The sequence below is a fragment of the Streptomyces sp. NPDC091271 genome, assembly GCF_044757505.1.
Taxonomy (GTDB): domain Bacteria; phylum Actinomycetota; class Actinomycetes; order Streptomycetales; family Streptomycetaceae; genus Streptomyces.
The window spans coordinates 140302-152221 of record NZ_JBIVVD010000010.1; the positions used below are offsets into that span (position 1 = coordinate 140302).

Below are 11920 nucleotides of genomic sequence, written 5' to 3' on the forward strand. Positions count from 1 at the left end.
CCTCACCCGGCGCCTGCCGCCGTGTCAGCGACGGGGCACATCCAGCGCGTTCAGGAGCCGGTCGACGTCCTCGTCGCACGAGTAGGGCGCGAGACCGACCCGTACGCCGCCCTCCTCGCCCAGTCCGAGCCGGCGGGACGCCTCCAACGCGTAGAAGGAGCCCGCCGGTGCGTCGACACCCCGCTCGGCCAGGTGCCGGGAGACCTCCTCCGGCTTCCTGCCCGCCACCGTGAACAGCGTGGTCGGGGTGCGCCGTGCCGCGCGGGAGTGCACGGTGACGCCGTCCAGTCTCGCCAGGCCCTCCTCCATGCGGCTGTGCAGGCGGTCCTCGTGCGAGGCGAGAGCGGTGAACGCGCGGATCAGGTCCTCCCGTCGACTGCCGGTTCCGGGGACGAGTGCGGCGAGGAAGTCCACGGCCGCCGTCGCGCCCGCCAGCAGTTCGTAGGGCAGCGTGCCCAGTTCGAAACGCTCGGGGACGGCGTCGCTGGAGGGCAGCAGCTTGTCCGGCCGCAAGCTGTGGAGCAGTTCCCGCCGCCCGGTGAGCACGCCGAGGTGCGGTCCGAGGAATTTGTACGGCGAGCAGACCAGGGTGTCCGCGCCGAGCGCGGCCAGGTCGACCGTGGCGTGCGACGCGTAGTGCACGGCGTCGACGTGGAAGAGCGCGCCGGCCCCGTGCACCAGCGCGGCGAAGGCCGGGATGTCGGGGCAGGTGCCGATGAGGTTGGAGGCGGCCGTGACGGCGACGAGCCGGGTGCGGCCGGAGAGCACGGCCTCGACGTGCTCCGCGCCGAGCTCACCCGTCGCGGGATCGAAGTCCGCCCACCGGACCGTCGCCCCGACGGCCTCGGCGGCCTGCACCCAGGGCCGTATGTTCGAGTCGTGGTCCAGCCTGGACACCACCACCTCGTCCCCCGGGCCCCAGTCCTTGGCCAGGGTGCGCGCCAGGTCGTAGACGAGCTGGGTGGCGCTGCGCCCGAACACCACGGACCCGGCCTCCGAGCCGAGCAGGTCGGCCAGGGCCTGCCGCGCGCCGGTCACGATCGTCTCGGCGTTGCGTCCGCCCTCCGTGAGCACGCCGCGGTTGGCCAGCGGGCGGGTGAGGGCCTCGGTGATCGCGTCGATGACCTGCTGGGGCGTCTGGGTGCCACCCGGCGCGTCGAAGCGGGCGGTGCCCGCCTTCAGCGCCGGGAAGCAGGCACGGATCGCCTGCACGTCGAGGGTGTGGCCGGTGTCGCTGCTCAAGGGGTACTCCGGGAGGGGAAGCCGGGCGGCGGGACGGTGACGGTCGGCCGACGCGTTCCTTCGCCCGGGGCGGCGGGTGGCAGGCCCGGCTCGGACGCACTCCGGGCCGGACCAGGGACTCGGGGGCACATGATCGCAGCTCCGGCCGGGTGGACGACGGGCACGAAGGCCCGTCCTGGGCAAGCCGTTCCCGCAAGGCGCCCGCCCCGCGTTCCTGGCTCACGGCCGCGCGCCGGACGGTCAGAACGGGTAGCGCTCGATCTGTGCCTGAGCGGTGATCCACTGCACGTCGGAGAAGGTGTCCAGGCTCGCCCTGCCTCCGAAGCGGCCGCCCGTCCCGGACGCCTTGGTGCCGCCGAAGGGAGCCACCGCCTCGTCGTCCACCGTCTGGTCGTTGATGTGCACCGCGCCCGATTCGATCCGGTCGGCGAGTTCCCACGCGGCGAAGGCGTTGCCCGTGAGGATCGACACGGACAGCCCGTACTCGGAGGAGTTGATGATGTCGACGGCCTCGTCGACGGTCTCGTACGCGACGACGGGGGCGACCGGGCCGAACACCTCCTCGGCGAACGCCGGCGAGTCCGCCGGAACACCGGTCAGGACGGTGGGCCGGTAGAACAGGCCGTCGTAGGTGCCGCCCGCCGCGAGCTCCGCGCCCTGCTCGACGGTGCGCGTGACGATCGAGTGGATCCTGTCGCGCTGCCGCTCGTCGATGACCGGGCCGAGCACGTTGGCCGGGTCCACCGGGTCGCCGACCGGGATTCGGTTCGCCTTCTCGGCGAGCTCGGCGGCGTACTCGGCGGCTTGGGAGACATGCACCAGATGGCGTCCGGTGGTCATGCAGATCTGCCCCTGGTGCAGGAAGGAGCCCCAGGCACCGGCCGAGGCCGCGGCGTCCAGGTCGGCGTCCGGGAGGACCAGGAGGGCGTTGTTGCCGCCCAGCTCCAGGTGGACCTTCTTGAGCAGAGGGGCCGCCGCCGTGCCGATCGCGCGGCCGGCCGGGGTGGAGCCGGTGAAGGAGATGCACGGCACGTCCGGGTGCGCGACCAGGGCCTCGCCGACCTCGGTGCCGCCCGGCAGGACGTGCAGCAGGCCTTCGGGCAGCCCGGCGTCGGCCAGCAGTTCGGCGAGCGCGAGGCCTCCGGACACCGGAGTGCGGGGATCGGGCTTGAGGACCACCGCGTTGCCCGCGGCCAGCGCGGGGGCCACCGAGCGCAGGGCGAGGATGGCGGGGAAGTTGAACGGGCTGATGACGCCCACGACACCGAGCGGGAGCCGGCGCACCGCGGAGAGGCGGGGTTTCGAGCTCCGCAGCAGCTCGCCGTAGGGCTCCGAGGTCAGCGCCGCGGCCTCGTTGAGCTCGGAGACGAGCAGCCCGACCTCGAATTGCGCCTTGCCCTGCCCGGAGCCCGATTCCGGGACGAGCCACCGCACGATGCGGTCGGGGTCGGCGGTCAGCAGGGCGGAGGCCTTGATGAAGACCTGGGCCCGCTCGGCATAGCCGAGCTTCGCCCAGGCACGCTGCGCCGTCCTCGCGGTAGCGACCGATGTGTCGACGTCCTCGGCGGTGGCCGCACCCACGGTCGCGACGACCTCGCCGGTGGCGGGGGCCGTCACCTCGATGGTGCCGCCGCCCGCAGCGCGCCAGGAGCCGTCGAAGATCTTCGAGGACCAGATCGGGCCGGACGCCGAGGGGGCGGAGTCTGTGCTGGTCATGAGGGGTTCCTCCACACGAGTCGGTATCGGGTCGGCCGTCGGGGAGTTCGGCCGGCCCGGCCTGTCGATTCCACCACAGGGCTCCTCCGCGGAGGTCTCCCCGGGGCGGGTCGAACCGGCCGGCCCCCGGCGCTCACCTCCCGGAGCGCGCCGTCACCTCTCCGTCGCCGCGCCACGGCCGGGCCAGGCCAGGCCAGCCAGGGAGAGCCCCGCACCGGCGAGCGCGATCAGCATGATGAGCGCCATCGGCAGGGAGCTGTCCTCGCCGAACAGTCCCACGAGCGGCGAGGCGATCGCGCCGAACGTGAACTGGCATCCGCCCATGAGTGCGGAAGGCGCCCCGGGGGCGCCGCGGCCGAGCGTCTGCCCGAGACTCGTCGTGGCGGGGAAGACCGTCCCGATGCCGCTCATGGTCACGAACAGGCAGATCCAGGTCCCGGCGAGGGTCTCTCCTGCCCCTGCCACCAGGAGGACCTGGGCCAGGGCGCCGAGCGCCGCGACACCGACGCCGGCGACGAGCAGCGTGTTGAGCGGCAGCCGCCGGGACAGCCGGGCGAAGACCGCTCCGGCGAGCAGCATGCCGACGGCGTTGCCGGCGAAGATGAGCGAGTACGTCGTCGAGGAGACACCGTGCAGAAACTGCGGCACGCGACCGGCCCGGTCATCGCCCGCCGCCCCGCGGACCAGCTGCAGCTCTCCCCTGCAGGGATCAGCAAGTCCCTGGCCAAGCCGGAGGGGCGCGGTTTCATCGAACGCGTCCCGAATCCGGTGGACCGGCGTGCCGCGCTGGTCACCGTGACCCCCGCGGGCGCGGAGGCCGTGGACAACCTGTTCCCCCGTCAACTCGCCGTCGAGAGCGAACTCCTGTCGGGCCTGGGCGAGGACCGCGCCAAGATGCTGGAGGCACTGACCACGCTCGCCCGGGTCATGGAACGTCACCTCACCTAGGGTCTGTCGTCCGGGTCAGGCTGGATCAGGAAGCGGGGTCCGGTGCCGTGCATCGCAAGGCGGAGGAGGGAGTCGGTCGGGGTGTCCCCTGCTCGAGCGAAGCCGCGAGCTCGGGGAAGGAGCCATGGCGACCGACGACAACGCCGCGAAGTGCCGTGCCGGGGCCCGCGAGCCCAGCCTGATCCGAACGAGAGGCCCCTGACTCCCCGCCGACCACGGGGCAGCCGGGGCGGGTCTTCGCGAGGACCGCAGCCCCCGGACCTGCGTGGGACGGCACCGCCGAGGCGCCCCGTCGGCCGCAGGTCAGGCCCCTCCCAGCAGCCCGCCGAGCAACCCGCCCAGCAGATCACCGAGCGGCCCGTCCGGCGCGGCGGTCTCCTCGGGCTCCTGTCCCTGGGCGTCGTCACCCCCGGCTGTCGCGCCCCCGGCTCCGGAGCCACTTCCGTCGTCGGGGGCGGGCGAGGAGGGTTCGTCCGTGGATCCCTCACCACCCTGCGTGCTCCCCGCGGATGCGCCGGACGCCGGGGAAGGCCGGGGACCGGGGGTGGGCGCCGCGGATCTCTCCCCCACGGCGGGGACGCCGGCGGCATCGCCGGACGCTTCCAGGGAGTGCGGGACAGCGGCCCGCGCGGGCGCCGACGCGCCCGCCGGACCGAATGCGACCGGCCCGGATGCCACCGGACCGGGCGTGCCGGGCATGGATTCCCCGGCCACTGCCACCCGGTCCCCGCCCTGGCTCCGGGGCGACTGCTCCTCCGCGCCGCGGTCCAGACCCAGCACCCGGGGCAGCTGCAGGTAGGGCGCCCGGGAATCGCCTCCGACCAGCGCGGCGGTCACAGCCGTGGCGTAGCAGGCGCAGCAGAACGCCGCGATGATCCCTGTACGGCGCCAGGTCCGGCCGCGCTTCCCGGTGGCGTCGACGAAGACCGGCCGCGTGGGCGGCGCGGCACCGTCGCGGTCCGTGCTGTGAACGGGTGCCGCGTCGTTCACGGCCGGGCCCTTGACCGCCTTCGGGGTGCCGGCCCCTCGCGTGCGGGTGGCCCGGCGGCTGTCCCCTTCCTCGGCCCTCGTGCGCTCGTCCCTTACGTCGTCGTCCACTGTCGAGCCGCGTATGCCCATGCGTGTCTCCCCCTCCGCCCGCCCCGGCCGCCCGTCGGCGGGGCTCGCCCCCTTGCCAGGCCCGGCGCGCCACGCGTGCTCCGGAGAACTCCGCAACCCGTCTGCGCCACTGACTCAGCCCATGATTCGGATCCGGAGGACTTACGGACCGCTCTGAAGGGCGAAGAGCCGGAACTGGCCGGTTTGTGGCCGGATCCGCGACCGGATCGAGGCCGTGGCGGACACCGGCCGGGCATCGGGGACAGGACGGGCGCGTACCGGGGCAGCGGGAAGGACCGGACGGCGGGGCCCGGCAGGGAGGTGCCGGGCCCCCGCCTCGGCACACGGAACGGGGGCCGCCGCATGCGACGGCCCCCCGTCCGGGCGATCAGCAGCCGGCCGCGGTCCGAGGCGTCACAGCCTCGCGCGTTTCCGCCGCCCCGCAGGATCCCGGGGATCCGACGGGACGGCGGACGGGCACCGGGACCTCGCCGCTATCCGGCGTACGTCTCGAATTCGGCGACCTTCGGGGTTCCGGTCGAGCCGGTGATCTCGAAGGTGATCTTCTTCAGCGAGGTCTGCGGGACCGTGATGACGCCCGCGCCGCTGCCGGAGGTCAGGACGGCACCGGTGTCGCCGTTGACGACCTTCCAGGATCCGATGCTGCCGGTGGAGCCCGACGCCTCGCGGACATTGATTTTGGCGACCGAGGTGGCGGTTCCCCACTTGACCGAGACGGAACCCGTCGAGCCGGCCGGCGACCAGAAGGTGCTCATGTCACCGTCCCGCACATTGCCGTAGCTGGATCCACTGGCCTTGCTGGAGCCGTCGGCTCCGGCCCCGAGGCTGAGGTTGGTGCCACTGGGCTGGGTGGGGTCGGGCGTGGGGTCCGTCGGGTCCGGCGTCGGGTCCGTGGGATCCGGCGTCGGCGTGGGGGTCGGCGTCGTCGGCGAGCAGCTGCCGTCGGACACCTTCAGGCCCTTGCCCGCACCGGCCGTCGCGCCCACGATCGCCGGGACACAGCTCGCGTTGTCCAGGGTGTAGGCGTAGGGGATGCTGACGGTGGTGTTGGACTTCGGGTCGGGTCCGGCGGGGTTGTTCTCGCTGCCGGGGGCGGACCAGGTCACGTTGTCGAAGGTGTTGCCGCTGACCTGCCAGTATCCGGCCGCGTCGGTGTAGAACGTGCCCAGGACGTCCTTGGAGTCCTTGAAGTAGTTGTTGTCCACCTTGGCCCGTGCGCCGGCCCGGGAGTTGATGCCGGACTCGTTGAGCTTCACGTAGTAGTTGTTGTAGATGTGAGCGATACCGCCACGCAGCAGGGGCGCCCGCGAGTCGATGTTCTCGTACAGGTTGTGGTGGTACGTGATGTAGCCGTTCGACAGCTCGGTCTCGCTGGAGCCGACGAGTCCGCCACGGCCGGAGTTGCGCAGGGTGCTGTAGGACAGCGTGACGTACTGGGTGTTGTCCTTCATGTCGAAGAGGCCGTCGTACCCCTCCGACTCACCGCCGGACGCCTCGAGCGTGGTGTGGTCGACCCAGACGTTGCGGACGTCACTCTCCATGCCGATGGCGTCACCGCCGTTGGACGTGGGCGAGCCGGACTTCTTGACGTTCTTGACGGTCACGTTCTGGATGATGATGTTGCTGGACTGACGGATGTGGATGCCCAGCTGGTCGAAGACGGCTCCGCTGCCGACGCCGACGATCGTGACGTTGCTGATCTGCTTGAGCTCGATCACACCGGCGGCGGTGTTGCAGCTGTCGCCCGACACCTTCGTGGTGTTGCCGTGGTTGATCGTCCCCTCGACCTCGATGGTGATCGGGGTGCTGCTGCTGGCCCGGCCGCACAGGGCCGCGTGGATCGCGGTCCCCGTGGTGGCACGCACCGTCTGCCCGCCGGCTCCGCCGGTGGTCCCGCCGTTCTGCGTCGCGTAGCCGGTGGCGCCGCCGGCCACCGCCGCTGAGGCCTCGGGCATCGACATCACCACACCGGTCGCGGCCGCCACGGCCAGTGTGGCCAGCGCGGCGTTGAGTCGCAGTGCGAGTGGTCGTCTCATGTTCGTGTCCCCATTCGTCTTCACGTGCTGGGTTTCGCCGCGGTCGCAACGGCGGACCGGCGGGACTGCCGGTGGTCACCGGGCAGCCTCGTCGGGGGTTGTGCGTGAGCCCTGCGCCGGACCGGTGGCGGCTCGTGCGTGTCCGTCGCGACGGCCGTCGCGGCGGACGCTTCCACCGGGCGGAACCAGGAGGGGAAAGCGCTTTCTGCCCGCGACAATAGAGCGCCTGCCGTCAGCTGACAAGGTTCATGACACTTACTGAATCCGGCTCCGCCCGGCGGCGCGGAACGGCAACGTCCTTACGGCCACCGGAGTTCGACACCGACCGGCCGGCAGGGGACACGGCCCGACCGAGACGCCGTGGGGGCGGCCACGGCGAGGCCGCCCCCACGCGTCAGGCGTCGAGCCCTCCCCGCTTGACGAGTTGGCTCGCGATGACGTTGCGCTGGATCTCGTTGGTGCCCTCGCCGACGATCATCAGCGGGGCGTCACGGAAGTAGCGCTCCACGTCGAATTCGGTCGAGTAGCCGTAACCTCCGTGGATGCGTACGGCGTTGAGGGCGATCTGCATGGCCGTCTCGGAGGCGAACAGCTTGGCCATGCCCGCCTCCATGTCCACGCGCCGTCCGGCGTCCGCCTCGCGGGCCGCGTACAGGGTGAGCTGACGGGCGGCGGTGAGTGAGGTCGCCATGTCGGCGAGGTGGTTGCCGACGGACTGGTGCTTCCAGATCGGCTTCCCGAAGGTCTCCCGCTCCTGGGCGTAGGCGAGGGAGTCCTCCAGCGCGGCCCTGCCGACGCCGAGCGCGCGGGCGGCGACCTGGAGACGGCCGGTCTCCAGGCCCTTCATCATCTGGCCGAATCCGTTGCCCTCGGTCCCGCCGAGCACCGCGTCGGCCGGTGCCCGGTAGCCCTCGAAGGACAGCTCACAGCTCTCCACGCCCTTGTAGCCCAGCTTGGGAAGGTCGCGGGAGACCGTCAGTCCGGGTCCGTGTTCGACGAGCAGGATGGAGATCCCCTTGTGCGCCGGGGACGCCTGCGGGTCCGTCTTGCACAGCAGGGCGATCAGCTGCGAGCGGCGGGAGTTGGTGATCCAGGTCTTCGCGCCGTCCACCACATACCCCTCGCCGTCCTTACGGGCGACGGTGCGCATGGCCTGGAGGTCGGAGCCGCCGCCCGGCTCGGTCAGAGCCATGGTGGCCCGGACCTCGCCGGTGGCCATCCGCGGGAGGTAACGCCGCTTCTGCTCCTCGGTGCCGAAGCGGAGCAGCAGCTTGGCGACCACGGTGTGTCCGCCCATCGCGCCGGCCAGGCTCATCCAGCCGCGCGCCAGTTCCTCGGTGATGAGGACGTAACAGGGGGTCGACACCGGAGTGCCGCCGTACTCCTCGGGGACGGCGAGGCCGAAGATCCCGAGCTCCTTCATCTGCTCGATCAGGGCCTCGGGATAGGTGTCGGTGTGGTCGAGTTCCCTCGCCACGGGCTTGATGTCCTTGTCGACGAAGTCGTGCACCGTGCTGACGATGAACTGCTCGTCCTCGGAAAGGATGTCGAGGGTGCTCATGTGGGGGGCGGCCTCCTCGCCGCGGTCCTGCTCGCGTGTCGGGTGGTCAGATGGCGCCGTCGGCCCGCAGGGCGGCGATCCGCGCGGGCGTGTGGCCCAGCTCGGCCAGGATCGGTTCGGTGTGCTCGCCGACCGCGGGGACCGCGCCCATGCGCGGGGTGGTGCCGGCCAGGTCGACGGGCGGCAGCAGGGCCGACATCGTCTCCCCACCGGGTACGGACACATCCCGCCAGCGGTCCCGGCCGGCCAGCACGGGGTGTTCCAGGAACTGCTTCACGTCGTTGACGGGGGCGTTGGCGATGCCGATGGCGTCGAGCAGCTCCATCACCACACCGCTGTCCGAGGCGGCGATCCGCCCGGCCAGGAGCGCGTCGACCTCCTCGCGGTGGCTCACCCGCGCGGACCCGCCGGCGAAGCGCGGGTCGTCGGTGAGTCCGGGGTCGCCGAGGAACTTCTCGCAGAGGGCCGCCCATTCGCGTTCGTTCTGCACGGAGAGCAGTACGTCCTTGCCGTCGGCCGCGGTGTAGGTGCCGTACGGGGCGATGGTGGCGTGCCGGGTACCGACCCGGGGAGGCTGCGTCCCGCTGTACGCCGTGTAGTAGGCGGGCTGGCTCATCCACTCGGCCAGCGCCTCGAAGAGGGAGACCTCCACGGCGCGTACGGAACCGCGGGTCGCCCGCGTGAACAGCGCGGTGAGGATGCCGCTGTAGGCGTACATGCCGGCGGCGATGTCGGCGACGGACACCCCGACGCGCGCGGCCTCCAGGGCGCTGCCGGTCAGGGAGACCAGACCGGTCTGGCACTGCACCAGCAGGTCGTAGGCCTTGCGGTCCGCCCACGGTCCGCTCGATCCGTAGCCGGTGATCGAACACGGGATCAGCGACGGGTACCGCTTCGCCAGGGCGTCGGCGCCCAGGTCCATGCGGACGGCGGCGCCGGGCGCCAGGTTCTGCACGAACACGTCCGCCTTCGCCAGGAGCTCCTCCAGGACCTCCCGCCCCTGTTCCGACTTGAGGTCCAGGGTCACCGATTCCTTGGAGCGGTTCAGCCACACGAAGTAGCTGGACTGGCCGTGCACCGTGGTGTCGTAGCGGCGGGCGAAGTCGCCCTCCCCCGGGCGCTCCACCTTGATCACCCGAGCTCCGAGGTCGGCGAGCTGACGGGTGGCGAAGGGGGCGGCCACCGCCTGCTCGATGCTCACGACCGTGATGCCGGACAGCGGCAGGTCATCGGCGGGCGCTGCGTTCTCGGCCATGCGTTGTCCTCCGGAGGTGTCGGTGACCCGAGCGGGAGTACCATCATGTGCATTCATGTGAAGCCAAGGGAAATAACAATCCGTGATGCTGCCATGCGGGCCGCGGATGCCGGAAGAGGGACGCACCATGGACGTCAGGCAGCTCAAGGCGCTCGTCACGGTCGCCGAGGTGGGCAGCGTCACGCGCGCCGCCGAGCTGCTCCACCTCGTCCAGCCGGCCGTCACCCGGCAGATCCGCACCCTGGAGGAGGAGCTCGGTGTCGCGCTCTTCCAGCGCACCAGACAGGGCATGCGACCCACCGAGGCCGGCGGGATCATGGTCGACCGGGCGCGCCGGGCCCTGAACGAGCTGGAGCGGGCGCGCGCCGAGGTGCAGCCCCGCCCCGGAGAGGTGACGGGCATCGTCACGGTCGGGCTGCTGGAGAGCACGAGCGACCTGCTCGCCGAGCCGCTGGTGTCGGCGGTCGGCGCGGCCCACCCAGGGGTGGAACTACGGCTGATGACGGGTTACTCCGGCCATCTCCAGCAGTGGCTCGACGACGGCGACCTGGACCTGACCCTGCTGTACAACCTCGACAGCTCCCCCTCCCTCAACGCCCACCCCCTGGTGCGGGAGCGTCTGTGGGCGGTGGCCCCCGCGGCGGCCGGGCTGCGTGCCGACCGCCCGGTCGCCTTCGCGGACGTGGCGGCGCATCCCCTGGTGATGCCCGCCGCGGGCCATGCCCTGCGGACTCTGATCGACGCGGCGGCGGCCCGGTCCGGGACCACGATGGAGATCGCCGTACAGACCAACGCGATGCGCGTGCAGAAGCAGCTCGTGCTGGCCGGGCACGGCTGGACCGTCCTGCCCGGCGTCGGCATCGCGGAGGACGTCGCGCACGGCACGCTGAGCGCAGCGCCGCTGTGCGAACCCGACGTGTGGCGGCAGATCGTCCTGGGCACCCCCCGGCACCGAAGGGTCCCGCCTGCCGTGGAGGTCGTCGCCGGCCATCTGGTCCGCCGCATCGGTGCGGCAGTGGCGCAGGGGCGGTGGCCCTCGGCCGAGTTGCCCGCGCCCGAAGTCCCCGGCACCGGCGCCTGACGGCGGCACCGCATCCACCGGGGCCGGCCGGCCCCACGCCCCTGAGAGGACTCCTGTGACCGACGCCGATGAACCCGCTGACGCCTTCGTGCGGACCGACGACGGGGTGTCGGTGGCGTACCAGCGCCGCGGCACCGGCCTCCCGTTGGTCCTCCTGGCGGGGCAGGCGAACAACCACCACTGGTGGGACGGTGTACGCGAGGACTTCCACGGCACCCACTCCACGATCACCATGGACTACCGCGGCACCGGCGCGAGCGACGCGCCGCGGGAGGGCTACTCCACCCGGCGCTTCGCCGAGGACGTGGTGGCCGTCCTCGACTCCCTGGGCATCGAGCGGGCCGATGTGTACGGCACCTCGATGGGCGGGCGCGTCGCCCAGTGGGTCGCCGCCCGCCACCCCGGCCGGGTCCGGCGCCTCGTCCTCGGATGCACCTCGCCCGGCGGGCCGGCCGCCGTCGAACGCGACGCCACGGTGCGCCGGTCCCTGGCCGTGCCCGACCCGGACGCCGTACGGCAGGCCCTGACCGAGCTGATGTACAGCCCCGGCTGGATCGCCGGACACCCCGGCCCGTACGGGACCCTCGGAGATCCCCATATGCCGCCGCACGCCCGGCGCGGGCACCTGACCGCCAGCAACCGGCACGACGCGTGGGACGCGCTCCCCTCCGTGGTCGCCCCCACGCTGATCCTCCACGGCGACCAGGACCGGCTCACCCCGCCGGAGAACGTCCCGCTGCTCGCGGCCCGCATCCCGGACGCCACGGCCCGTCTCCTCCCCGGCGCCCGGCACGCCTACTTCGAGGAGTGCCGGGAGCCAGCCGGCGCCCTGGTCCGCGGGTTCCTCGGCTGAGCGGGCCGAGGCCTGCCGGCCCCGGGACCGGCAGGCGGTGACGGCACCCGTCATGCGGTCGAGTCATGCACGCATCACGGATTTCTATTGTTCTTCCGCGCCGATCAGC

At 72.3% G+C, this 11920-nt stretch carries 10 protein-coding genes; 3 read left to right on the forward strand and 7 right to left on the reverse strand.

Annotation, left to right across the window (positions count from 1 at the left end):
- Positions 1 to 24: 24 nt before the first annotated feature.
- The 3 genes from ACIQM3_RS34605 to ACIQM3_RS34615 all read right to left on the reverse strand — a co-directional run bounded on the left by ACIQM3_RS34605 (position 25) and on the right by ACIQM3_RS34615 (position 3606).
- The gene (locus tag ACIQM3_RS34605) at positions 25 to 1242 is read right to left on the reverse strand and encodes a cysteine desulfurase-like protein (protein WP_401631566.1); all 1218 of its coding nucleotides are present in this window, start codon (positions 1240 to 1242) and stop codon (positions 25 to 27) included.
- Positions 1243 to 1482: 240 nt separating this feature from the next.
- Positions 1483 to 2958 (reverse strand): aldehyde dehydrogenase family protein, encoded by a 1476-nt coding sequence (locus tag ACIQM3_RS34610; protein ID WP_401631568.1) that lies wholly within the window; start codon positions 2956 to 2958, stop codon positions 1483 to 1485.
- A 153-nt stretch (positions 2959 to 3111) separates the two neighbouring features.
- On the reverse strand, positions 3112 to 3606 hold the full coding sequence (locus tag ACIQM3_RS34615) for a hypothetical protein (protein WP_401631570.1): 495 nt from the start codon (positions 3604 to 3606) through the stop codon (positions 3112 to 3114).
- Here ACIQM3_RS34615 and ACIQM3_RS34620 point away from each other — a divergent pair.
- On the forward strand, positions 3589 to 3906 hold the full coding sequence (locus tag ACIQM3_RS34620; protein WP_401631573.1) for a MarR family winged helix-turn-helix transcriptional regulator: 318 nt from the start codon (positions 3589 to 3591) through the stop codon (positions 3904 to 3906). The genes ACIQM3_RS34615 and ACIQM3_RS34620 overlap by 18 nt on opposite strands.
- Positions 3907 to 4209: 303 nt before the next feature.
- On the opposite strand, the gene ACIQM3_RS34625 is transcribed toward ACIQM3_RS34620, so the two are convergent.
- The 4 genes from ACIQM3_RS34625 to ACIQM3_RS34640 form a co-directional block, all read right to left on the reverse strand.
- The gene (locus ACIQM3_RS34625; RefSeq protein WP_401631576.1) at positions 4210 to 5025 is read right to left on the reverse strand and encodes a hypothetical protein; all 816 of its coding nucleotides are present in this window, start codon (positions 5023 to 5025) and stop codon (positions 4210 to 4212) included.
- Positions 5026 to 5498: 473 nt separating this feature from the next.
- Complete coding sequence (locus ACIQM3_RS34630; RefSeq protein WP_401631578.1) at positions 5499 to 7061, reverse strand: polysaccharide lyase family 1 protein; 1563 nt, start codon at positions 7059 to 7061, stop codon at positions 5499 to 5501.
- A 394-nt stretch (positions 7062 to 7455) separates the two neighbouring features.
- Positions 7456 to 8622 (reverse strand): acyl-CoA dehydrogenase family protein, encoded by a 1167-nt coding sequence (locus tag ACIQM3_RS34635; RefSeq protein WP_401631581.1) that lies wholly within the window; start codon positions 8620 to 8622, stop codon positions 7456 to 7458.
- 46 nt (positions 8623 to 8668) lie between these two features.
- Positions 8669 to 9877, reverse strand: a complete 1209-nt coding sequence (locus ACIQM3_RS34640; RefSeq protein ID WP_401631584.1) for a CaiB/BaiF CoA transferase family protein — start codon at positions 9875 to 9877, stop codon at positions 8669 to 8671.
- A 127-nt stretch (positions 9878 to 10004) separates the two neighbouring features.
- On the opposite strand from ACIQM3_RS34640, the gene ACIQM3_RS34645 reads away from it, so the two are divergent.
- Together ACIQM3_RS34645 and ACIQM3_RS34650 are read left to right on the forward strand one after the other, a co-directional pair.
- The gene (locus ACIQM3_RS34645; protein ID WP_401631586.1) at positions 10005 to 10958 is read left to right on the forward strand and encodes a LysR family transcriptional regulator; all 954 of its coding nucleotides are present in this window, start codon (positions 10005 to 10007) and stop codon (positions 10956 to 10958) included.
- A gap of 55 nt (positions 10959 to 11013) precedes the next feature.
- Positions 11014 to 11811 (forward strand): alpha/beta fold hydrolase, encoded by a 798-nt coding sequence (locus tag ACIQM3_RS34650; RefSeq protein ID WP_401631589.1) that lies wholly within the window; start codon positions 11014 to 11016, stop codon positions 11809 to 11811.
- The last annotated feature ends 109 nt before the right edge of the window (positions 11812 to 11920 follow it).